At 65.8% G+C, this 23,131-nt stretch carries 19 protein-coding genes; 11 read left to right on the forward strand and 8 right to left on the reverse strand.

From position 1 onward, the window contains the following. The first annotated feature begins 146 nt into the window (after window positions 1-146). On the forward strand, window positions 147-2,147 hold the full coding sequence (locus ACVXZ4_RS14365; RefSeq protein ID WP_461795498.1) for an acyltransferase family protein: 2,001 nt from the start codon (window positions 147-149) through the stop codon (window positions 2,145-2,147). A gap of 18 nt (window positions 2,148-2,165) precedes the next feature. On the opposite strand, the gene ACVXZ4_RS14370 is transcribed toward ACVXZ4_RS14365, so the two are convergent. Then, a complete protein-coding gene (locus ACVXZ4_RS14370) occupies window positions 2,166-3,617 on the reverse strand; it encodes an MDR family MFS transporter (RefSeq protein WP_461795499.1) in 1,452 nt (483 codons plus the stop codon). A gap of 75 nt (window positions 3,618-3,692) precedes the next feature. Between ACVXZ4_RS14370 and ACVXZ4_RS14375 the strand changes: the two genes are divergently transcribed. Both ACVXZ4_RS14375 and ACVXZ4_RS14380 read left to right on the forward strand, forming a co-directional pair. Then, window positions 3,693-4,526, forward strand: coding sequence for a DUF1206 domain-containing protein (locus ACVXZ4_RS14375; RefSeq protein ID WP_461795500.1), 834 nt, complete (start codon window positions 3,693-3,695; stop codon window positions 4,524-4,526). Window positions 4,527-4,631: 105 nt separating this feature from the next. Next, window positions 4,632-5,387 carry an SDR family NAD(P)-dependent oxidoreductase gene (locus ACVXZ4_RS14380; protein WP_461795501.1) on the forward strand — a complete coding sequence of 252 codons (756 nt, stop codon included), beginning with the start codon at window positions 4,632-4,634 and terminating at the stop codon, window positions 5,385-5,387. A 41-nt stretch (window positions 5,388-5,428) separates the two neighbouring features. On the opposite strand, the gene ACVXZ4_RS14385 is transcribed toward ACVXZ4_RS14380, so the two are convergent. Then, window positions 5,429-6,349, reverse strand: a complete 921-nt coding sequence (locus ACVXZ4_RS14385; protein ID WP_461795502.1) for an NAD(P)/FAD-dependent oxidoreductase — start codon at window positions 6,347-6,349, stop codon at window positions 5,429-5,431. 76 nt (window positions 6,350-6,425) lie between these two features. On the opposite strand from ACVXZ4_RS14385, the gene ACVXZ4_RS14390 reads away from it, so the two are divergent. Beyond that, complete coding sequence (locus tag ACVXZ4_RS14390) at window positions 6,426-7,022, forward strand: helix-turn-helix domain-containing protein (protein WP_461795503.1); 597 nt, start codon at window positions 6,426-6,428, stop codon at window positions 7,020-7,022. Window positions 7,023-7,179: 157 nt separating this feature from the next. Here the strand turns inward: ACVXZ4_RS14390 and ACVXZ4_RS14395 are convergent, their stop codons facing one another. Then, window positions 7,180-8,538 (reverse strand): HNH endonuclease signature motif containing protein, encoded by a 1,359-nt coding sequence (locus ACVXZ4_RS14395; protein WP_461795504.1) that lies wholly within the window; start codon window positions 8,536-8,538, stop codon window positions 7,180-7,182. Window positions 8,539-8,843: 305 nt separating this feature from the next. Here ACVXZ4_RS14395 and ACVXZ4_RS14400 point away from each other — a divergent pair, with 305 nt between their 5' ends. Both ACVXZ4_RS14400 and ACVXZ4_RS14405 read left to right on the forward strand, forming a co-directional pair. Next, window positions 8,844-9,731, forward strand: a complete 888-nt coding sequence (locus ACVXZ4_RS14400; RefSeq protein WP_461795505.1) for an HNH endonuclease — start codon at window positions 8,844-8,846, stop codon at window positions 9,729-9,731. Between the two features lie 219 nt (window positions 9,732-9,950). Then, window positions 9,951-10,385: a VanZ family protein gene (locus tag ACVXZ4_RS14405; protein WP_461795506.1), complete on the forward strand. Its 435-nt coding sequence runs from the start codon at window positions 9,951-9,953 to the stop codon at window positions 10,383-10,385. Window positions 10,386-10,573: 188 nt separating this feature from the next. On the opposite strand, the gene ACVXZ4_RS14410 is transcribed toward ACVXZ4_RS14405, so the two are convergent. Continuing rightward, the gene (locus ACVXZ4_RS14410) at window positions 10,574-11,725 is read right to left on the reverse strand and encodes a DUF4192 domain-containing protein (protein ID WP_461795507.1); all 1,152 of its coding nucleotides are present in this window, start codon (window positions 11,723-11,725) and stop codon (window positions 10,574-10,576) included. Between the two features lie 204 nt (window positions 11,726-11,929). Beyond that, window positions 11,930-15,535: a transcription-repair coupling factor gene (gene mfd, locus ACVXZ4_RS14415; protein ID WP_461795508.1), complete on the reverse strand. Its 3,606-nt coding sequence runs from the start codon at window positions 15,533-15,535 to the stop codon at window positions 11,930-11,932. 107 nt (window positions 15,536-15,642) lie between these two features. Between mfd and ACVXZ4_RS14420 the strand changes: the two genes are divergently transcribed. Continuing rightward, window positions 15,643-16,308 carry a hypothetical protein gene (locus ACVXZ4_RS14420; RefSeq protein ID WP_461795509.1) on the forward strand — a complete coding sequence of 222 codons (666 nt, stop codon included), beginning with the start codon at window positions 15,643-15,645 and terminating at the stop codon, window positions 16,306-16,308. 25 nt (window positions 16,309-16,333) lie between these two features. On the opposite strand, the gene pth is transcribed toward ACVXZ4_RS14420, so the two are convergent. From pth to ACVXZ4_RS14435, 3 genes are all read right to left on the reverse strand, one after another. Continuing rightward, window positions 16,334-16,921 (reverse strand): aminoacyl-tRNA hydrolase, encoded by a 588-nt coding sequence (gene pth / locus ACVXZ4_RS14425; RefSeq protein WP_461795510.1) that lies wholly within the window; start codon window positions 16,919-16,921, stop codon window positions 16,334-16,336. Window positions 16,922-16,957: 36 nt separating this feature from the next. Further along, a complete protein-coding gene (locus tag ACVXZ4_RS14430; protein WP_461795511.1) occupies window positions 16,958-17,593 on the reverse strand; it encodes a 50S ribosomal protein L25/general stress protein Ctc in 636 nt (211 codons plus the stop codon). A 349-nt stretch (window positions 17,594-17,942) separates the two neighbouring features. Continuing rightward, the gene (locus tag ACVXZ4_RS14435; protein ID WP_461795512.1) at window positions 17,943-18,482 is read right to left on the reverse strand and encodes a gluconokinase; all 540 of its coding nucleotides are present in this window, start codon (window positions 18,480-18,482) and stop codon (window positions 17,943-17,945) included. 134 nt (window positions 18,483-18,616) lie between these two features. Here ACVXZ4_RS14435 and ACVXZ4_RS14440 point away from each other — a divergent pair, with 134 nt between their 5' ends. The 4 genes from ACVXZ4_RS14440 to ACVXZ4_RS14455 all read left to right on the forward strand — a co-directional run bounded on the left by ACVXZ4_RS14440 (window position 18,617) and on the right by ACVXZ4_RS14455 (window position 23,131). Beyond that, window positions 18,617-19,549, forward strand: coding sequence for an SMP-30/gluconolactonase/LRE family protein (locus tag ACVXZ4_RS14440; RefSeq protein WP_461795513.1), 933 nt, complete (start codon window positions 18,617-18,619; stop codon window positions 19,547-19,549). Beyond that, window positions 19,549-20,325 (forward strand): IclR family transcriptional regulator, encoded by a 777-nt coding sequence (locus ACVXZ4_RS14445; RefSeq protein WP_461795514.1) that lies wholly within the window; start codon window positions 19,549-19,551, stop codon window positions 20,323-20,325. Before ACVXZ4_RS14440 ends, ACVXZ4_RS14445 begins: the two co-directional genes overlap by 1 nt. 92 nt (window positions 20,326-20,417) lie before the next feature. Then, window positions 20,418-21,920, forward strand: a complete 1,503-nt coding sequence (locus tag ACVXZ4_RS14450) for a sugar ABC transporter ATP-binding protein (RefSeq protein ID WP_461795515.1) — start codon at window positions 20,418-20,420, stop codon at window positions 21,918-21,920. Further along, a complete protein-coding gene (locus tag ACVXZ4_RS14455; protein WP_461795516.1) occupies window positions 21,917-23,131 on the forward strand; it encodes an ABC transporter permease in 1,215 nt (404 codons plus the stop codon). The genes ACVXZ4_RS14450 and ACVXZ4_RS14455 overlap by 4 nt, the downstream gene beginning before the upstream one ends.

Raw genomic sequence — 23,131 nt, forward strand, 5'->3', positions numbered from 1 at the left:
TGTTAACGGCACGTAAACCATCCCCGAAGTGGTCACACGCCGCCGCGGAGCATGTAAGGCTTTAGGTCGAAAGATGCCCGCTTACCCTTCAGGCATTCACCACCCTCGTGCTCCCGCGGCCGATCAATTTCAACTGGGAGACGATCTTGAGTACGACTAGCGCCCGCACGTTCCGGCCGGACATCCAGGGCCTTCGCGCCATCGCCGTGCTGTTGGTACTCGTGTACCACGCGGGCATCGCGGTGGTGCCCGGAGGCTACATCGGCGTCGACATCTTCCTCGTCGTGTCCGGATTCCTGATCACCGGTCACCTGCTCAACCAGCTCGAGCGCAACTCCCGCATCGACTTCGTCAACTTCTACGCCCGGCGCGTGAGACGGATCCTGCCGGCGTCGATGGTCGTGCTGGTGCTGACGGTGCTCGGCGCGATCGCTCTCGTGCCCCCGCTGCAGAGAGTGGCGGTGATGCAGGATGCCCTCGCGACCGCCCTCTACGTGCCGAACTACTGGTTCGCCATCCAGGGCACCAACTACCTCGCGGCAGAAGCGCCCTCGATGTTCCAGCACTACTGGTCCCTCGGAATCGAGGAGCAGTTCTACCTGTTCTGGCCCGCGCTCCTCGGCCTCGGCTACTTCCTTGTGCGTCGATCGAGGCGCGGCCTCTTCATCCTGATGGCCGTGCTTGTTGTCGCGTCCTTCGCGTTCAGTGTGTGGCAGCTGCAGCAGTCGCAGCCCTGGGCGTTCTTCTCGCTTCCGTCGCGAGCCTGGGAGCTCGGAGTCGGCGGCCTTGTCGCCTTCGCCCTCTCGAAGGGTGCGCGCTGGGCCCAGGGTGCGCCGGTCGCGATCCTCGGATGGGTCGGCCTCATCGGGCTCCTCGCCCTCGCTGCGACGTACAACGAGAGCACCGTGTTCCCGGGCGTGAACGCGCTGCTCCCGGTGCTCGCCACCGCGGCACTCATCATCGGCGGCACCGCGGGCCATGCGCTGAGTCCGGCACGGACGCTGAGCATCGCGCCCCTCCAGTGGTTCGGAATGATCTCGTACTCGCTCTACCTGGTGCACTGGCCGATCCTGATGCTCGCTCAGGCCGCGATCGGGCTGCAGGAGCCGCTGTTGCTGACGTCCAAGATCGGGCTCGCGCTCTTCGCGATTCCCGTCGCCTATTTCCTCTACCTGCTGGTGGAGAACCCGGCGCGCACCGCGGAGTTCTGGGCGAAGGCCCGTCCGCGGCGCACGCTGGTGAGCGGCCTCATCGCCTCCGTGGCGGTTCTGGGGCTCAGCGCCGGCTCGCTCGCCGTGATCTCCACCTCCACCCTCAGCACCAACCGCACGGCCGCATCCAGCGAGGCGAGCCTCAAGCCCCTCGGTACCGCGTACGTTCCGTCCAACCTGAAGCCGTCCCTGCAGGATGCCGACACCGACAATCCCGTGATCTACGCGAACGGATGCCACCGCGAATTCGATTCGGTCGACGCCTCAGGATGCCTCGTCGGCACGAACCCGTCCGCGCCGATAGTCGCGCTGTTCGGCGACTCGCATGCGGCCCAGTGGTACCCCGCGCTGGCGGTGATGGCAGAAGCCGGCGATATCAGGCTCGACGTGAATACCAAGAGTTCGTGCCCCTCGGTATCGATCGACGTGCGACGCGACGGCTCCCTGTACACCGAGTGCACGCGCTGGAGGGCCGCCGTCATCGAGCGTCTCACCGCGGAGGCGCCCGCGGCGGTGCTTCTCGCCAATTACGGGCGGGCGGATATCGGCGGCTCGCCCGACAGGTTCGCGGAGTCCTGGGGCAAGGGGCTTCAGACGACCATCGATGCGCTCGCGCCCACGAAGGTGGCGATCCTCTCCGACACTCCGGACATGGGATCCCCTCCGGCGATCTGCCTGTCCTCGCACCTCGAGGATGCGACGAAGTGCGCCCGGCCGGCCAATGAGGCGATCAACAAGGACGTCCGCGCCGTCGAACAGGCGGAGAAGGGGGCGCAATACTTGGACTTCATCGGCTACTTCTGTGACGAGCGGACCTGCCCGGCCGTTATCGGGAGCACCCTCGTCTACCGCGATTCGCACCACATGACGGCGACCTTCAGCGCCGGATTGAGCGCCGTGGTTGGGGCGCAGGTCAAGAAGCTGATCGCCGGGTAGGCGAGAGGGGTGCTCCGGTCAGGTGGCCGGCTCGAGTCCGGCATCCCGCGCCTCGACCTGTTCCACGGTGGTGCGCGGCATCGCGAACGCCGCGGCGACGGTCGCAACCGCGGCGATCGCCACTGCGATGAACACAGCACCGGATGCCGCCTCCACGGTCGACGGCACCTTCTCGCTTCCGCCGATCGACTGGAAGATGCCGTTGGCGATGGCGCCGAAGATGGCGACGCCAAGAGCGCTGCCGATCGACCGGGAGAACAGGTTGGTGCCGGTGACGACGCCGCGCTCATTCCACTGCACGCTCGCCTGGGCGGCGATGAGGCTCGGGGTGGCCACGAGCCCCATGCCGAGTCCGACGATGAAGCAGCTCGTGGCGACGACGGCGATACTCGGAGACTGGCTGGTGAGGGCAAGAACCAGGGTGCCCGACACCGCCACGGCCATGCCGATCAGCACGGTGCTGCGGAAGCCGATGCGCAGATACAGCCGGCCCGACTGCGAGGCCGCGATGGGCCATCCGATGGTCAACGCCGCGAGGGCGAGGCCCGCGACGAGAGGCGGAGCGCCCACCGATCGCTCGAGGTAGGTGGGCACGTACGAAGTGAGTCCGATGAGCACCGCACCGACCCCGAGGGAGATGAAGGCTGTGGTGAGCAGCAGCCGACGGGAGAAGACCCAGAGGGGGAGGACCGGTTCGGCCGCATACTTCTCGGCGACCACGAAGGCCGCGAGCAGAAGGGCGCCGAGTGCGAAGGCGCCGATGCTCTGCACGGAGTTCCACGCCCAGGCCTGGCCGCCCTCGAGCACGGCGAGGATGATCAGGCTGAGGGACGCCGTGAGCAGGGTGGCGCCGAGATAGTCGACCTTGTGGGTGGTGCGCTCGATCTTCTCGTGGAACACCCGCACCAGCAGCACGATCGCAAGGATGCAGAGCGGCACGTTCACGAAGAAGATCCAGCGCCAGGACAGGAACTGCGAGAAGAGACCGCCGAGGGTCGGTCCGACGACGGAAGACACCGCCCAGACGCTCGCGAGGTAGCCCTGGGTCTTCGCGCGTTCGGCCACCGTGTAGATGTCCCCGGCGATTGTGATCGCCATGGGCTGGACGGCCCCCGCGCCGAGTCCCTGGATCACCCGGAAGGCGATGAGGGCCGGCATGCTCCAGGCGAAGCCGCACAGGATGGATCCGAGAAGGAAGAGTCCGATGCCGATCAGGATGATGGGCTTGCGCCCGAGGGTGTCGGAGAGTTTCGCATACACCGGCACCGACACCGCCTGGGCGAGCAGGTAGATCGAGAACAGCCACGGGAACGCGGAGAACCCGCCGATATCCGCCACGATCGAGGGCACCGCGGTCGCGAGAATCGTGGAGTCGATCGCGACGAGCCCGGTCGTCACCATGAGCGCGATGAGGATGGGGCCGCGTTCGGATCGGAATCCCACGTCGAGGGTGTCTGCCGAAGAAGTCATTAACCCTGTAAGCGACCGATCGCCCGCGACATTCCCTGTGACGCCAAACCGCGCCATCGGCGTACACTCCGTGGCATGTCTCCCTCCCCCATCTCCGGTTCCTCCGCCGCGGGCGTCGCCAGCCAGGCGAAGAACAGCCCGGTACTCTCGGCGCTCGCGCGCACCGGCTATGCGGTGAACGGCATCCTTCACCTGCTTATCGGCGGGATAGCCATCGGGGTGGCGTCGGGAGCGGGTGCGGGATCCGCGGGCGAAGCGGACCAGTCGGGCGCACTCGGCGCACTCGCCTCCGCGCCCGGAGGGGTGTTCGTACTCTGGGTCGTGGTCGTGGGACTCGCCGCGCTCGGCATCTGGCAGTTGCTCTCGGCCGCGCTGGTTCGCGAGTCGGATGTCAAAAAGAGGGCAGCGCACATCGCCGGCGAACTGGGAAAAGCGGTGGCCTACCTCGCTATCGCCGCCACCGCGCTCACGTTCGCTCGCGGAGGAAGCAGCAATTCCGCGTCGAGCACATCGAGTTTCAGCGCCTCGCTCCTGGCGAGCCCCGGCGGAATTTTCCTGCTCGTGGTGGTGGGCCTCGGAGTTCTCGCGATCGGCGTGGTCTTCGTGGTTCGGGGCGTGCGGCAGTCGTTCACCACGCACATCCGGGTGCCCGGTGGCACCGCCGGAAAGGCCGTGGTCGCGCTCGGAGTCGTGGGCTATGTGGCCAAGGGCATCGCGGTCGGGGTGGTGGGCATCCTCTTCATCGTCGCAGCCGCTACCGCGAATCCGTCCCAGGCCACCGGACTCGATGGTGCGCTGAAGGCCCTGCTGGGGCTGCCGTTCGGCGCGGTGATCCTCGTCGTCGTCGGCCTCGGTGTCATCGCCTACGGGCTGTACTGCTTCGCCCGGGCACGGCTGGCGAAGCTGTAGCGCGAGCTCTGGGGCACCGCGGCGCCTTTCGGGACGAAAGGCCCGTGCGATGCACCTCCCGTGGGATCAGGATGAAGTGTCATCCCTCAACGACTGGAGATTCCCATGGCAACCTACGACGTCGCTCATCGCTCGGCCATCGTGACCGGTGCCGGATCGGGCATCGGCCGGGCGATCGCGCTCGAACTCGCTGCGAACGGCGCCGCGGTCATCGTCGCCGATATCACGGACGCGCCGCTGGTCACACTCCTCGAGCAGATCCGTGCCGCTGGGGGAACCGCGGAGAAGATCGTCGGGGATGTCTCCGATCCCGAGTTCGCGATCGCCTGCGTTGCGGATGCGAACGCGCTCGCCCCGTTGCGAATCGCCGTCAACAACGCGGGAATCGGAGGCGAGCAGAACCTGATCGCTGATTACTCCCTCGATGGCTGGCGCCGGGTGATCGAGGTCAACCTCAACGCGGTGTTCTATGGTCTGAAGGCCCAGCTGCCGTCGATGGCCGAGAACGGCGGCGGATCGATCATCAACATGGCCTCCATTCTCGGAAGCGTCGGGTTCCCGACATCCAGCGCCTATGTCACTGCCAAGCACGGCCTGCTCGGACTCACCCAGAACGCCGCGCTGGAGTACGGCGCGAAGAAGGTGCGCACCAATGCGGTGGGCCCGGGGTTCATCCACACTCCGCTCGTCGATAGCGCCCTGGATGACGCCACCCAGGAATTCCTGGCCGCCAAGCACGCGCTCGGTCGTCTCGGCACCCCCGAGGAGGTCTCGGCGCTCGTCTGCTTCCTCGCCTCTGATGCCGCGTCGTTCATCTCGGGCAGCTACCACCTGGTCGATGGCGGTTACGTGGCACAGTAGCTGCGGCACCGTGCGCCTTCCGCAGTGACGGGGGCGCGTTGCTACGGCGTCGCGGGTCCCACCACGAGCGCGAACACCGCTCCGGTGCCGGCGGCGTGACCGGAGCCCACCGCGAGGTTGACCTGCATCGCGTTGGCGCTCTGGTCGCCCGCCGCGAAGACTCCAGCGACGCTGGTCTGGCCGAAGCCCTCGAGTTCGAGGAGTCCGTCGTCGCGGCGCGCGCAGCCGAGCGCATCGGCGAGTTCAGTGCGCTGGGCCCACTCCTGCTGCACGAAGGCACGACCGAAGAGTTCACTACGGCCGTCGGTGAAAGTGACCGCGAGTCCGTCGCCCGCGTGCATCATCCGCGCGATCTCGGTGTCCTCCGCGTAGCTGAGGTCGTCGACCCACGCGGGCAGCATCGCAGACATATGCGCGAGGTAGTCGCTCGTTCCGGCGACGAGGACACGCAGGTCGCGGGACTCGTAGCCGTCGCAGAACGGGCAATTGACCACGCTCGTGCCCCACAGCGCATCGGCACCGGGAATCGTCGACGGCGAGAACTGCACCCCCTGGGCGAGAACAATCGTCTTCGCGGTGAGCCCCTCCGCTTGCGCACCCTCCGCTTGGCTGATGACCCGGAAGCCGCCATCGATGATCTCCGTCGAGGCCACCGTCGCCTGCCGCCGTTCGAAGGTCGGGTAGCGGCCCAACTGTTCGAGCGCCCGCGCGTAGAGAGCCGCGGGGGCTTCCCCATCATGCAGGAACACCCCGCCAGCGTGGGTGGTGCGTAGGTTGTTCTGGGCACCGGCGTCGATGAGCAGCACCCGGCGGCGAGCGCGCGCCAGCACCATCGAGGCCGCCAGCCCGGCGGCTCCACCGCCGATCACGATCGAGTCGAAGTCGGGGGCACTGGTGGCGGCGGTACCGCTGGTGTGGTTGGGGTTCGGGGTCGCTGCGTTCTGGGGTTCTGGATTCGTCATCCCTCGAGCATCCGGCGCGGAGTGCCGGAGAAGCAAACCAAGTTGCTGTTCCGGCAATGCGGGTGATACTTGAAGGATGTCCGATTCCGCAATCCTCGATGAGGTTGGCCCGCGCCTCCGCACCCTGCGCACCGAGAGGGGTCTCACCCTCGCGGAACTGGCTGCCACCACGGGCATCTCGATGAGCACACTGTCCCGCCTCGAATCCGGCCAGCGCAAAGCGACCCTCGAGCTGCTGTTGCCGATCGCCCGCGCTCACCAGCTCACTCTCGATGACCTCGTGACTCCGCATCCGGTCGCCGATCCCCGAGTACGGACCCGCGGATCGCACCGCTTGGGTGTCACCACCTTTCCCCTCAGCCGCGAGCCGTCGGCGATCGCCGCCTTCAAGCAGGTGATCGCGGCGTCGAAAGAGGTGCGGCATCCCAGTCCGGGCGTGCACGAGGGCTATGAGTGGCTCTATGTGCTGAGCGGAAAGCTGCGGCTCGTGCTCGGCCCTCACGATCTCACGCTGGTACCCGGCGAGGTGGCGGAGTTCGACACCCGGGTGCCGCACTGGTTCGGCAGTGCTGACCAGGGTCGGGTGGAGTATCTGACCCTTTTCAGCAAGCAGGGCGAGCGGATGCACGTCGCGGTGAGCACTGGCGCTCCGCAGAAACAGAGCTGGGGGTGAACTCGGGTGTCGGCATCGCCGTAGCGCCTTCGTTGATCGCGGACCTGTCGCACGCACTCGCTGCTGCTGCTGCTGCTGCTGCGTCACTGCCACCGCACCATCACTGCGGCTGCAACATCGCTGCCGCTGCACTCCCACTGCCACTGCCACCGCACGATCACTGCCGCCGCACGATCGGCACCGGTGGACGCCCGCCTCGACGTGGTCGACGATAGACATCCACCGATGACGGCGGCGTGAACCACGGCACGTTGTCGATCACCTCGATGCCCCAGCCGTCGCGATGAACCGTGTGGTGATGCTTGACACAGAGCAGGATGCCGTTGGCCAGGTCTGTCTTGCCGCCGTGCGACCACCAGCGCAGGTGATGAGCCTCGGTGTGGCTCGGCGGGCGCGAACAGCCGGCCACGGCGCATCCGCCGTCCCGTTCGGCGAGTGCCAGGCGCTGCGCCTTGCTGAACAGTCGTCGAGATGTCCCGAAATCGAGCACCTCGCCCAGTCCGTTCAACACGGTGGGAATGATGTGCGCGTCTGCTGCGAGGTGACGTGCGGTGCCGGCGGAGATCGGTTGCTCGATGCCGTCGATCTGCGCCTCGCCGTGTCCGTTGAGCAGCGAGTCGAGGGTCATGCGCACCACGATCGTGGCCGAGGGCAGCGGCACCGATGCATCGTCACACGAGATGGCATGTCGGGCCATCTCCACGACGGCATCCGCGGCGATCTGGGCGAGAGCGCGGGAGTCGGGAACCGGATCGGGCTCAGAGGTATCGTCGTCCGAGTTGTCAGAGCCTGACCCGCAAAACCGCGGGGCACGGATGACTTGGCCGACCTGCGCGTCGATGGCCGCGTCGAGGTAGGCGGATCCCGCAGGGTCGAGATCGAGCCGATAGCGCTTCATCCCGTTGGCGAGGATGCTTCGGCGCAGGGAGCGCCGCTCGACGAGGTCGCCCTCCCGCTGTTCGATGCCGTCCACATCGAGCGCGTCGCGCCAGCGAGCGGCGACCGCGCGCACCATGTCCGCCGGCGACTCGAGCGCGAACTTCACGAGTGCCAGCTCGGCGGCCACGAGATCATCCCGCTGCGCCCGCGGCGATGCCTGGGTGAGCGCCGCGACGATGTGGTTGGCGGAGTCGATGGGGATGATGGCGGCGCGCACGGCGTCGGCGACGATTGGGTAAGGGGGAGGCATCCGCTCGCCGAGGAGAGTGACGCGATCCGCGGTCGCGTCGGCGACCCGGCACAGTCGCTGACCCTCGGCGACAGTGATGCGACCGACGTCGGCGAGCAGCACGGCCGCGCTGGTGCTGCCGAGACGCGAGGCGAGGCCGTCGGGCCCGAGGCTGGACCGGGATCGCCGCGTCACCTCGGCCGCCAGCCGCACCAGTCGGGAGTCGGCGGCGTGCCGCAGTTCGAACCCGCGCTCGAGCGCCTCCAGCAGTGCCGCATCGGTGAGTGATGCGGCATCCAGGACGCCCTCGACACTGGTGTCGGGACGGGTCGCGGTCGAGGTGTTCATGTATTGAGTGTCGCAACGACCACTGACATTCGAAGGGACAATACCGTTCTTGATCAGCTATTCCTGTGGATAAGTCCGCGAAACTGCAGTTGTGGAGGAGGGGCGCGGGCGGGATCGAGAGAGCCTTGGCGAAGGCGAACAGAAGGTGAGAACTTTGAAGACCTTTGCGACCAATCGAGAGCAACTACTCCCTGGCATTCGTCGACGCCGGCGACGATTTCATGGACATTGACGGTGAGTGAGGGAGCGCGCAAATGCCTCCTTCCAGGTCGATAGGCTCGTGACACCTACCTCGATCGGGCGTCATGTTTACAGAACCTGAGCAACAAACGATTCGACTAGCCGCATTTCGGTGGCTTGACGAAGAGACGGGCGCCGGTCGATACGACTTCTCCCGCCGCGAGCTCAGGGACTTTGCCTACGGCGGTGAACGGTTGCCGCTCGCGGATGCTCAGAAGGGTATCTGGAACCCGAAAGAGTTTTCCTCCACTTTGAGCATTGTTTCCATGCTCAAGAGCAAGTACTCCGATGAAGCGGACGCCGACTCAGAACTCGTTCGCTACAACTATCGCGATACCCACGTAGAAGGTGACAACACGAAGCTTCGCCTTGCAATGAAGAGGAGGGACCCGCTCCTCTACTTCAAGGAGGTTGTCGAGGGACGCTACGTAGCCCGGTACCCCGCTTACGTTCTAGCTGACGATACAGAGGCGCAGATTTTCCTTATTTCCTTCGAGGAGTCTTTCCGCTATTTCACTGACCCTTTCCAATTGACCGGAGACGAGCGACGATACGCAGATCGAATCTCAAAAGCTCGACTGCACCAGCCGATGTTTAGAGCGCGAATCATGCGTGCATATTCCGGTACTTGCGCAATCTGCAGGCTGAAGCATGTCGAACTGCTGGATGCCGCACGCATCATCTCCGACTCTGACGTAGAGGGGTTCGCCACCGTGACGAACGGTATGGCGTTGTGCAAGATTCATCACGCCGCCTACGACCGAAACCTGCTCGGCATTTCTCCCGACTATAAGGTTGCGATCGACGCGAAGCTACTCGACGAAATCGATGGCCCGATGCTCCGTTACGGTCTGCAGGATATGAACGGCCTGTCTCTTGAACTCCCCAAACAGAAGGCGAACTATCCTTCCAGGGAAGCTCTTGCCATTCGATACGAGCAATTCTCCCTTTGACTGATTTCTCTTTCGCCGCCGGCTGCATGATTTGACGGGAAATTATTGCTCGAATGCCTATGAAGGATGCCACCCGGGCAACGGCATCTTCTGGAACCTACGATTGCCGTCTGTATCCCGACGCCATGTCTGCCACCCCTCCCTCCTGTCGAGTATCGGCACAGGCGGTAGAGCGACCTACTCGAACAGCGATCAAGCCGGCTTCACTAGGCTTCCCCCATGCTGCGAGGCCGAACCCGACGACTTCTCGCCCTCGTGGGCGTGGCGTATGTCGCGGCGTGCCTCGTGATCGGATTCTGGCCCTCTCCCGTCGATGCGCCGGTCGATGATTCGCTCGGGCGAGTGCTTGCGTATCTGCACTCCATCGGGGCTCCGGAGGTCGTGGACTACAGCTTCGTCGAACGCGCGGCGAACGTGCTGCTGTTCCTGCCGCTGGGGGCGTTGGCCGCGGCGCAGTTCAGCCGACGGCACTGGTGGATCGCACTGATGGCGTGCGTGGCGCTCTCGGCGTTCATCGAGCTCGGCCAGGCGCTGCTGCTGCCGGGACGCTATGCGAGCTGGGGCGACATCCTCACCAATTCGGTGGGGGCGACGATCGGCGTGGGCATCACGATGCTGTTGCGACGGCGCACTCGCGACACCACCAGCCGGTGAAACGCTCGAGCATGACGAGCTCGCGGGGAGAGCCGCAGGTCTCGCAGGGTGGGCTCGGCGGGAGGGTGTCGGTGTGCTCGACGGCTCGGGGTTCGGGGGCGGTCATGAGGGGATTGTACGGTGGGTCTCGACACGGTCGCTGAGCGACCTACTCGACCGGCAGAAGACTCTGGACCAGCGGGAGCGACCTACTCGACCGGCGACGGGGGCGGGGGCTCGAAGGCCCACTCGGGAAGGATGCCGGTGCCGGTCATCGACTGAAGAAGTTGCGCCATCGAATAGTCCGGGGCGATGTCCAGCGCTTCGTCCAGGTGTAGGCCCGCCTGCGTTCCGTGACCGAGGGCCCAGTTGAGCCAGGCGAGCATGCAGAGCAGAGGCGGCCGCTTCGCATCCTCGGTGCGCGAGGTGAGCTCGAGAAGGAGCGCGATGGCGCCCTCGATGCGGCGCGGATCGGGACGCGGACCGATTCCCATGAGAAGTTCGGCAGCGGCAGAATCGACATCGGAGTCGACATCAGCGTCGGCATCGGGTTCTTCGGGAGAGTCGGCCCGAAGGTCCTGCTCCCACATCCGGTCGCCGAGCTCGAGACCGAACGCCCACTGCAGCATCACGAGGTCCCGCACCGGCGGCCCCTGGAGCGCGAACACGAGAAGCGCTCCCTCGGCGTCGAGCGTGCCGGCATCCCAGGCGAGCGCATCCTCGGCGAAGCCGGGTAGATCTTCGAGCGCGTCGAACACGCCGGGCGGGTCGACCCGGGGATCACGAAGCGCGACAGCCAGGGAATCGTAGGCTCCGAGCCTCTTCGACATTCGCGAGCGCTGCGGCTTTTCCGCTCGTGGAACGCGATCGATGATCGTCGCCGGCGGGGGGAACAGCCCGCGCTGGCCCTCGATCGCGCGGGCGACGGTCGACTCCGCGATCTCGGCCAGCGCATGACCGCCGATCGGCACGTCAGGATCGAAATAGGATGCCCAGCCATCCGCCGCCTGGCAGATCGACTCGCGCAGCTCGAAGCCCGAGAGCTGCAGCCGGCGCCCGATCACCTCCGCGAAGGCCGCCTGGGGGACGGCGTCGCCTCCGCCGAACTCGTCGTCGGTGTAGACGATCACCAGCGCGGCATCCACCGCCGGTAGTTTGCAGAACATACCGACGATGGTCGTTGCGACGCGTTTGTGGACGACTCGATCTGCGGATGCCGGGAGATCGAACCGCATCGCGCCACAGGTGCGCTTGCCGCGGAAGGCGACGAGCACGATGCTGTTGCGCGGCACGAAGCCGACCATCGGGGGCGCCATCGCGAGCAGATCGGCCGGGCCGCTTGCCTTGAGTATCACTGTCATGCGGCAAGTGTGGCGAGTTTGCGGCGGACGTCAGCGGGTGGTGCGGTGATCTGTGGATAATTGCGGCGGGCGGATCGGGGTGAGTTCAAGACGGCGGGTCTGGGGGTCTCGACACGCGGCCTCCTTCGTCGGGCGCTACTCGACCAGCAGACGTCGGGTCTCGACACGCGGCCTCCGACGTCGGGCGCTACTCGACCGGCAGGGCTACTCGACCAGCGGGGCATCCACCTTCAGTTCGGCACCGAAGATGGCGACGAGCAGTTGGCCGGTCCACTCGATGAGATCCGCGTCGGCCAGCGGAATGCCCTGGCGCACCGGAAGCGGAACCGACACCGAGTGTGTCTGGGTGAAGTAGCGGGCGCCCGGGAACATCCGCTGCAGCCTGATCTGGATCGAGTCCAGCAGTTCCATGGATGCCACGCGCAGGTTGCCGCCGGCGGTCACGACCTCGGAGAGGCCGGCCTTCTGCGCCATCCGCCGCAGCCGGGAGACGGCGATGAGGTTGAGCACCTGCACGGGCGGTTCGCCGTAGCGGTCCGTGAGCTCCTCGAGCACCCGATCGATCGAATCGGCGCCCGCCGCGGGCGAGGACGCCGTCGACAGCTTCTGGTAGGCCTCGAGCCGCAGGCGTTCGCTCTCCACGTATTCCTCGGGGATGTGGGCATCCACTGGCAGTTCGAGGCGGAGTTCGGTCTGGCCCTCCGCGACCTCGCCGCGGAAGGTGGACACGGCCTCGCCGATCATGCGCAGGTACAGGTCGAAGCCGACTCCGGCGATGTGACCCGACTGCTCGCCACCGAGCAGGTTGCCCGCACCGCGGATCTCGAGGTCCTTGAGCGCGACCTGCATTCCGGCGCCGAGCTCGTTGTTCGCGGCGATCGTGGCGAGCCGGTCGTGGGCGACCTCGCCGAGCGGCTTGTCGGCGTCGTAGAGGAAGTACGCGTACGCGCGCTCCCGGCCGCGACCGACCCGTCCGCGCAACTGGTGAAGCTGGCTGAGGCCGTACTTGTCGGCCCGGTCGATGATCAGGGTGTTCGCGTTGGCGATGTCGAGCCCGGTCTCGATGATCGTGGTGGAGACCAGTACGTCGAACTTGCGCTCCCAGAAGTCGACCATCACCTGCTCGAGCACATGCTCGGGCAACTGCCCGTGGGCCACGGCGATGCGTGCTTCGGGCACGAGCTCGGCGAGCTGGGAAGCGACCCGGCTGATGGAGGACACGCGGTTGTGTACGAAGAAGACCTGGCCCTCTCGCAGCAGTTCCCGACGGATCGCTGCCCCGACCTGCTTGTCGTTGTACGGACCCACGAAGGTGAGGATCGGATGCCGGTCCTCCGGCGGTGTCGCGAGTGTCGACATCTCGCGGATGCCGGTCACCGCCATCTCGAGCGTGCGCGGGATGGGCGTCGCGCTCATCGCGAGGATGTCGACGTTGGTCTTCAGCTTCTTCAGCGCGTCCTTGTGCTCGACCCCGAAACGCTGCTCCTCGTCGATGATCACGAGACCGAGATCCTTGAGCACGATGCTGGGGCTGAGCAGGCGGTGGGTACCGATGACGACATCCACCGTGCCATCCGCCATGCCCTCGATCGTCTCCTTCGACTCCTTATCGGTCTGGAACCGGCTGAGCGCGCGCAGGTGCACCGGGAAGCCGGCGAAGCGCTCGGCGAAGGTCTCCATGTGCTGCTTGACGAGCAGCGTGGTCGGCACGAGCATGACGACCTGCTTGCCGTCCTGCACCGCCTTGAAGGCGGCGCGGATCGCGACCTCGGTCTTGCCGTAGCCCACGTCCCCGGAGATGAGGCGATCCATCGGGATCGGCCGCTCCATGTCGGCCTTCACCTCGTCGATGGTGGTGAGCTGGTCGGGGGTCTCCGCGAACGGGAAGGCCTCCTCGAGCTCACGCTGCCACGGGGTGTCCGGCGGAAAGGCGTGGCCACGGCTCGCCATGCGAGCCGAATAGAGCTTGACGAGTTCGACGGCGATGTCGCGCACCGCCTTGCGGGCGCGTCCCTTCTGGGCCGCCCACTCGGATCCGCCCATCTTGCTCAGCGCGGGCGCCTCTCCCCCGACATACCGGGTGAGCAGGTCGAGCTGGTCGGTGGGAACGTAGAGCTTGTCGTTGGGGTAGCCGCGCTTCGAGGGCGCGTATTCGACGAGCAGGTATTCGCGGTTGTTCTTCACGGCGTTGCGTCCGCCGGTAGAGACGGTGCGCTGCACGAGCTCGGCGAACCGGCCGATGCCGTGGGTCTCGTGCACGACGAAGTCACCGGCCTTGAGCTGCAGCGGGTCGACCACGTTCTTGCGTCGGCTCGCGAGCTTCTTCACCTGGCGAGTGTCGTAGCCGACGGCTCGGCCGTAGAACTCGCTCTCACTCAGCAGCGCGAATTTGATCTCTGGCAGCTCGAATCCGTGCTCGACTGATGCGCAGAGCAGGTACGCGACGCCGGTTTCGAGGTCCTGCGGGAACTCTTCGACGATACGCGCGGCGAAACCGTGCTCGCCAAGGGCCTCCGCTGCGCGCTCGACAAGGCCGTGCCCGGCGGCGACGACGGCGACGGTCCAGCCGTCCTTCAGCTTGTCGCCGACGTAGTCGATCGCACCGTCGGCCTGCCCCTGGAAGGTGGGGACGGTGGTGGCCTCGATGCGGATGTAGTGGTCGCCGTCGCGGAGTTCGGAGGTGGCGGAGGTCTCGGTCTCGGCGGCTCCACTGTCGAACGAGCTCAGGGTCCACCAGTTGCGGGAGCCCGCGGCATCCCGAAGCGCACTGATGCTGAGGAAGTCGCCGGAGTCGAGGTCGATCGGCGCCTCGGCGCCCGCCGTCGCCGCGTTCCAGGCTGCGCTGAGGAACTCGCGGTTGGTCTCGACGAGACTCACGGCGCGACTCGCGACCCGTTCCGGCGCGAGGACCGCTATCGCTGCATCCGTCGGCAGGTAGTGCGTGAGCGGCACGAGCCGGTCGGCCAGGGCCGGCGCGAGCGACTCCATGCCGTCGACCGGGATGCCCTCGCTGATCTTGGCCAGCATCTGGCTGAGGCTCGGAAACTCGTGCTGCATCTCGCGGGCGCGCTGCTTGACGGCCTCGCTGAGCAGCAGTTCCCGGCTCGGCGGAAGCTCGACAGAGGGGATCGGCTCGTCCATCGAGCGCTGGTCCGCGACCGAGAATTGCCGGATCTGCTCGACCTCGTCACCGAAGAACTCGACGCGCCACGGATGCTCGGCCACCGGCGCGAACACGTCGAGGATGCCGCCACGCACCGCGAACTCGCCCCGGCGGGTGACCATGTCTACGCGCGAATAGGCGAGATCGACGAGCTGGCGGCTGATGCCGGCCAGGTTGTAGCCGCGCCCGCCGGCAGTGAGGGCGAGCGGCTCGATGCTGGTGAGATTGTCGGCGAGGGGCTGGAGGGCGGCGCGCACGCTCGCGACGATGACGAGGTCATGCTCGGGATGCTCCTGCCAGCGCTGCATGATACGCAGGGCCTGGATGCGCTTGCCGACGGTCTCGGCACTCGGGCTCAGTCGCTCGTGCGGCAGGGTCTCCCAGGCGGGGAACTCGACGACCTCGGTCTCGGGCATCACGCTGCCGAGGGCGGATCGCAGGGATTCGGAATCGCGCCCGGTGGCGACGATCGCGAGGAGGGCCTGCGGGGACTTCGATTTGGTGGCCCGCGCCCTGAGCAGGCTCGCGAGAAGAGGCGCACGAACGCCGTTGACGAGGGAGAAATCCGCGCTGCGGGACGCCCAGGAGACGGCGTTTTCGAACGTGTGGGCGCGCAAAAGCGCAGAATTCAAGCCCGAAAGTATCACTCGGGCAAGTGTACGCGTGGCCGGTGACAGCGGCGGCGGCGCGGCTCTTTACGTTGCCCGAACACGGCCCGTACCCGATTGCAACGTTGCGCTGGTTGGGTGACTCCATGGTCACCTCGAAGAAGCCCTCCCCTATCGAACCCAGCCCGGAGGAGTCCGGCCCGGCACAATCTGGCCCCGCACAATCTGGCCCCGCGGACGCCGACACCCTGCCGTACCCCTTCGCCGACACACAGCCGCTCGCGCCGCCGGTCCACCCCCCGGCAGCGCCGGGCTCTGCATCATTCGAGCCCGCAGCGAGCGCCCCCGAATCGTTCGTGCGACGGCATCCCCTCGCGATCGGCATCACCGCCGCGGCTCTTGCCGTGGTGGTGGTGTCGGGCCTCACGGCCTGGGGCGTCGGCACCGCCGTGGCCTCCTCGTATGAGACCGGGGCATCCGCCGAGGTGGCTCCCGCGGTATCCGCTCCCCCTGTCGCCGGGGCGCGGAAGGGACCCGCCGCCGGGCGCACGATGGTGCGCGGGACCATCGACGGCATCGACGGAAGCATCTGGACCATCACCACCCGCGCCGGTGCGAAGCACCGCGTGACGGTCGATTCCGCGACGCTCTATGGAACGAAGAAGACCCCGGCCGCAGCCTCAGACTTCGCCGTCGGCTCGGCCGTACTCATCGTCGAGAAGTCGGCCGGCGAGGTCAAGACCGCCGTGAGGGTCGTCGAGGCGAAGACCGGCGCGAGTGCGCCGAGCGCGCCGGCGACTCCGAGCACCTAGGAGTGGTGCGGCGGGGGAAGCGCGGCTACTCGGCGGCGGTATGGAAGCGCAGCTGGGCCGCGGTGAGGCCGTCGCGAGCGATCGACTCGACGGCATCCGCGGCATCCGTCAGAAGGTTGGGAAGCACGGAGCGCTCGGTTGATCCGAAGTCACGCAGCACGAAATCCGCCGCGGACTGACGGCCCGGCGGGCGACCGATGCCGACCCGCACCCGCGTGAAATCACCGGTTCCGATGGCCGAGATGATGTCGCGGATGCCGTTGTGGCCGCCGTGTCCGCCACCGAACTTGATCTTGATCTTGTCGAACGGGATGTCGAGCTCGTCATGAACGACGATCAACTGCGCCGGCTCGATCTTGTAGAAGTTGAGAAGCGCCGCGACCGGCCCGCCGGAGAGGTTCATGAAACTGTTCGGCTTGGCCAGCACGAGCCGGGGTCCCTCGAGACCTGTGCGCCCCTCGGCGACCGTCGAGTTGGTCTTGTGCGAGCGGAACGAAGCCGAGGCGCGGTCCGCGAGATCGGCCAGGACCATCTGGCCGACATTGTGTCGATTGCTGGCGTAGTCGGGCCCGGGGTTACCGAGCCCGACTACGAGCCACTGAGTGGAGTCCATGGACTACTTACTGCAGCGTGGTGTTGAGGAGGTTTGCTACTCTGCGGCAGCTTCCTCGGCCGGGGCATCCTCGGCCGCTTCGACCTCGGGCTGCTCGCCGAGGTCCTGCTCGACCGGGATGCTGATGGCGACGACCAGAACGTCGGGATCGGTGATGAGCACCGAACCCTCGGGCAGCGCGACATCCTTCGCGAAGATCTGGGTGCCGGCCTCGAGTCCCTCGACGTCGACGACGACGTTCTGCGGGATGTTGGTGGCCAGGGCCTCGATCGTGATCGACTTGGCATCCAGGTCGACCGTGGTGCCGGAGACGGGCTCGCCCGAGACGTGAACGGCGACGTCGACCTCGACGCGCTCGCCCTTGCGAAGCACGATCAGGTCGATGTGCTCGATGATCTGGCGAAGCGGGTCTTTCTGGACATCCTTGACAAGAGCGAGCTGGTTTGTGCCGCCGTCGAGCTGGAGGTCGAGGATGGCGTTCGCCTTGCGCAGCAGGAGCGCGACCTCGTGGGCCGGGAGGCTCACGTGCTGCGGGTCGGTGCCGTGACCGTAGACGACCGCGGGGACCTTGCCGGCAGCGCGGAGCTTGCGAGCGACGCCCTTGCCGAAGGTCGTGCGCGACTCGGCCGCGATCTTGTTGGTGAGCTCTTTATGAGCCTTCTTCTCAGACATTTTTCTCCTTGGCGGACCTTCTGTGGTTCAGCACAGTGCCCGCGTCTATTGGTTTCCACTCGAACGCATCAGCGTGAGGAAAGACTTGGGGCTGAAAGCAGCCACGTGCCCGATCCACCGCGTCGATAACGGATGCATGGCATCCCTCGCCGAAGTACAGGTTGAGAGTTTACACGGATCGGACCCGGTCTTAGGCACCGCTTCGGGTGCGGCACAGCGCCGGAGCGAGCCGAGCGGGATCGACGCGCATCTCCACCGAGAGAGGTGGCGCTCGTGGGCGCAATTTCGGGCGCTCGTGTCACTCGCGAGCGCGGGGCACAACAGGGTAAGGGGACCGGGGAGGTGCGGGTTACGTAAGAGGCTCCGAAGGAAGGGGGTCATACGTCCCTCCGTGGGCACGGATGATCGCCTCGACGATGTGGCGCGGGGTCGCCTCGGGCACGAGGGGAATGGTCATGCCCGGCTCGTCGGCGGCGAGCGGTTCGAGAGTGGCCAGTTGGGAGACAAGCAGGGACTCCGGCATGAAGTGACCTTTGCGGTGGGTCATCCGGTATTCGAGGACCTTCCGCGGTACCTCGAGATAGACGAATTGTGTGGCGGGCGCGACTGCCAGAATCGCCCTCCGGTAGTCACGCTTGAGCGCGGAACACGCCACCACGAGCCCCGACTCCCCTGCGCCCGCGAGTTCTGCGCCGACCAGCGCAAGCCATGGCATCCGATCCTCGTCGGTGAGCGGTTGCCCGGCGGCCATCTTCGCAATATTGGACAGGGGATGCAGTGCATCCGCGTCTTCGAAACGAATTCCGAGGCGGGCGGCGAGTGCCTCTCCGATGGTGGTCTTGCCCGAACCGCTCACACCCATGACGACGAGAAGAGGCGGAGTGTTCATGAGACGACCCTATTGCTCATTTTACCCGACTTCCCCTCACTATTCACTCTGGTAGACGGTGTTCGGTATTTCGAACAGTCCATTGCGGAACCTTTCGCGGGGTGGTGTAGTAGTGACTACCAACGGAGGTGACCATGGACGTTCGATCCCACGAGCTGACCGGACTCGGCGGATTGCTCGCCGAAGACGCAGTGCTCATCTCTCGTGCGACCGGCGCGACGTGGTCGGAGGGAGCCGTCTGGCTTCCGGAGACGCAATCGGTGCGGTGGAGCGATATTCCGGCCAACCGTATCCTCGAATACTCCACGCGGGACCAATCGCTTCGGGTTTATGCCACCAACGTGGAGTTCACCAACGGGCGCACCCTCGACCTCGACGGCACTGTCATCCAGTGTTCGCATGGTCTGCGACGCATCGAGCGCGACGACAACGGAGTGGTCACGCCGATCGTCGACTCTTATAACGGGGTCAGGTTGAACTCGCCCAACGACGTGATTGTGGCGTCCGACGGCACCATCTGGTTTACCGACCCGCCCTACGGCATCATCGTTCCTATCGAGGGGCATCCCGGAGTTCGTGAATACGGTGACCACTTCGTATTCCGCCACGACACGACCACCGGCGAGACCAGAGCTGTCGTCACCGACATCGAGGAGCCAAACGGTCTGGCGTTCTCCCCCAATGAGAGTGTGCTCTACGTCTCCGACACCTCGGCGGCCACCCATTCCGACGGCGGTGGAAACCACCACATTCGTGCCTATGACGTCGTCGACGGTCGAGTGAAGAACGGCCGAGTCTTCGCAGTGATCGAAGAGGGACTCTCTGACGGTTTCCGCGTCGACGTCGAGGGAAACGTCTGGACCTCGAGTGAGACCGGCATCGTCGTCTACTCGAGCGACGGTGAAGTACGAGGAAAGATCCCCGTACCCGAGAAGGTCGCGAACCTGTGCTTCGGCGGCGTCGATGGCACCGAGCTCTTCATCGTCGCCTCCACCAGCCTCTACTCGATCCGCACCCTCACTCGGGATGCCGCGATCGCCCTCCGCAACCGGATGATGGCGGGCTGATGGCGCTCATTGATATCAACCAGGCGCGCGACGAGAATGCGCCGGTCCCCGCCGTGCTGCGTGCTGTGCGAATACTAGATCTGATGGCCCGCCACAAGGGACCTGTCACGAGTTCCGAAATCTCCCGCGAGACCGGGATGGCGAAGTCGTCGGTCTCCAACCTGCTCACCACCTTGCAGACTGCCGGAATGGCGAGGCAGATCTCCCGGGGATGGGTGCTCGGCTTCCGCGTGCTCGAACTCGGTCAATCCGTGCTCTCATCGACCGACCTGATCTCGGAATTCCGAAGACTCGCGAACATGCTGCCGACCCTCCGCGAGGAGACAGCACTCATCGCCGTGCTCGATGGAATGGACGTGCTCTACCTCGCGCGCCATAACGGAAACCAGCCAGTGCGACTAGCCACGGACATCGGTCACCGGCTTCCCGCGGTCGTCACCTCCCTCGGCAAAGCGATGCTTGCCGCACTTCCCGAAAACGAGATGAACGCCCGGCTCAGCTTCGTGACGGAAATGCCCCGACTCACTAACCACTCCTACCGCACCATGGCGGAACTGCGGAGCGACCTCGCAGACATCAGGGTGCGGGGCTATTCCATCGATGACCAGCAGAACACCTCGGGAGTCACCTGCTTCGGCGTCGCGATCACCGGCCTGCGGCAACCTACGGCGGTGAGTTCGACCATGCTGTCGTACCGCGCGACTCCACAGCTTCGTGACCGCCTCATCCTCGACCTGCGAAATCTCGCCCGCCAGCTCGCCGGGGTGGCAACCTAGCCGGCCACCGCCGACGCATCCGAGAGCCCTGGTAGCCCCGGGCGATGGATACCCTTTTGTTCAAAATCGACCCGACAACCACAGGAGCACCCATGATCCCACTGCTCGAAGTGAGGAATCTCGACAAATCGTTCTTCGCCACCCGCGCGGCACAAGACGTGAGCTTCGACGTGCATCAGGGCGAGGTCGTCTCACTTCTCGGGGAAAACGGGGCGGGCAAGTCGACCGTGATCAAGATGCTTGCCGGCGTCTACCGCCCCGATGCAGGCACGATGACGCTGTCCGGCGCAGACCTCGCCAGCGGCCAGACCCGCAAGAGCATCTCGATCATCCACCAGAACCTCGGGCTCATCGAATGGATGACGGTGGCCGAGAACATCGCCCAGGTACTCGGGTATCCCAAGAAATTCGGGTTCATCGACCATCACGCGGTGCGCGAACGCGCCGCGGAGGTGCTCGACCTGGTCGGCGGCGGAATCGATCCGGATTCCCGTGTCTTCGACCTGCCGCGCACCGAGCGCAGTCTGCTCGCGATCGCGCGCGGACTGGTGTCGAAACCGAAACTCCTCGTCCTTGATGAACCGACGGCGTCACTTCCCGCCGAGGACGTCGAACGCCTGTTCACCGTGCTCCGCCGACTTCGCGACTCCGGCGTCGGCATGATCTATGTCTCGCACCGTCTCGATGAGATCTACCAGATCTCGACTCGCACCGTCGTCATGCGAAATGGTCAAGTCGTGGGCGACCGGGCCGTATCCTCGCTCAGTCATGCCGAACTCGTCGACCTGATTGTCGGCCACGACACGGTCAATCCCACGTTCGATGCGCCGCAGAGCGAGGTACGCCTGAGGCTGGAGAACATCCGCGTCAACGAAGTCGGCCCGGTATCGCTGCAGGTGCATCGCGGCGAGGTCGTGGCGCTGTGCGGACTTCGCGGAGCCGGTCACGAGCAGATTGGGCGCGCCATCGCCGGGGATGCCCGGATCGCCGGAGGCACCATTCAGCTCGATGGGACCGCGTACGTGCCGACGAATCCGCGCATCGCAGTGCAATCGGGAGTCGGATTCGCGACCTCCAATCGTGAGAGCGAAGCCGTAGGGGCAGGACTTTCCGCGCGCGAGAACCTCTTTCTCAATCCGGCGGTGTGGGGACGAAAGTTCTGGCAACTGCGCGGCCCTGGGCGCGAGAAAGCCGCGGCTCGCGAATACATCCGCGATTTCGGCGTACGGCCCAACGACCCGGAATTGCCCCTCGACACCTTTTCCGGCGGCAACCAGCAGAAGGTGATCCTCGCCCGCTGGTTTGGCGTCGGGCGCAAAGCCGTGGTGCTCGAGGAGCCCACGATGGGCGTCGACGTCGGTGCGAAGGCCGACATCTACGCTCTCCTGCGCGACGCAGCCAGGGAAGGCACCGCCGCAGTGGTCGTGTCAACCGATATGGAAGAAGTCGTCGCCATCGCCCATCGGGCTCTCGTCTTCGGCCGAGGCAAGGTGGTCGCCGAGATCTCTGGTGGCGACCTCACCATCACGAACCTGATCTCGGCCGCATCCGACCTGGATCGCGCCACCTCCGTGCTCGAAGGGAGCGCATCATGAGTATGAACACCTCTCTGAAATCCACTGCTCTCGAACCACCGAAATCGGCACCCTGGTATCGCAAACTCACCACCGTCTACGGCATGGTGGTGCTGACCGTCGTACTGTTCATCGTGTTTGCGATCGCTCGACCGGATACTTTCGCGACCCTCCTCAATTTCCAACTCCTCGCGTCGAGCCAGTCGACGCTCCTCATTCTCGCGATCGCCGTCACGGTGCCCATGGTTGCGGGGAAGATCGATCTGTCGATCGGCTACGGAATCGGCCTGTGGCAGGTCATGGCGCTGCAGTGGCAACTGATCGGGATGGACTATCGCCTCGTCATCTTCCTGAGTCTCCTCGGCGGTGCCCTCATCGGCCTGTTCAATGCCCTTCTGGTAGAACTCGCCCAGGTGGACGCCTTCATCGCCACACTCGCAACCGGTCAGGTCATCTACGCGATCACGTACTGGACAACGGGTGGGCGACAGGTCACTGACAACGCTGGCGTGCGCGCGAGTGCTTTCGATGCCCTGTCGACCTGGTCGCTCGGCCCGATCCCCGGCCCGTTCATCATCGCTCTCGTGCTCGCACTCCTGCTCTGGGTGGTACTCGAGTTCTTGCCGGCTGGCCGCTATCTCTATGCCGTCGGCGCCAACCCGCGTGCAGCCGAACTCACGGGCGTCAGTCGCCGCAAGTACGTCGTCGGCGCCATGGTCGCCTCTGGAGTGCTCACGGCGGTCGCAGGAGTCCTACTCGCCTCTAAGCAGGGTGGTGTCGCGCAGGCGAACATCGGCCCGGAATATCTACTCCCCGCCCTCACCGCAGCCTTCCTCGGCTCGACCACGATTCGACCGGGCAGGGTCAATGCGCTGGGAACGGTACTCGGCGTGGTCATCGCGACCATCGGTATCTCCGGACTTCAACAACTCATTCCGGGCCAGTTCTTCCTCGAGCCACTCTTCAACGGCCTGACTCTCGTTGCGGCGATCACCATCGCCTCGCTCGCGAGTCGACGGCGAGCCACTCGAGCGGATGCCCCAGTCATCGTCCCGTCAACACCCGCCGATGACGGCGGAGACTCGGAATCCCCAGGACCGTTAGGCGCGCCACCTCGCACAGGTGCATCAGGCAGCCTTCCGGCGTCAGTGCCCTCCGGCTCCGACGCGATCACACCCGAAGAATCGCGCGGCGACGACGCCGCGTCCTTCCCACACAGAGAAGAGAACTGA

The organism is Lacisediminihabitans sp. FW035 (assembly GCF_054880895.1).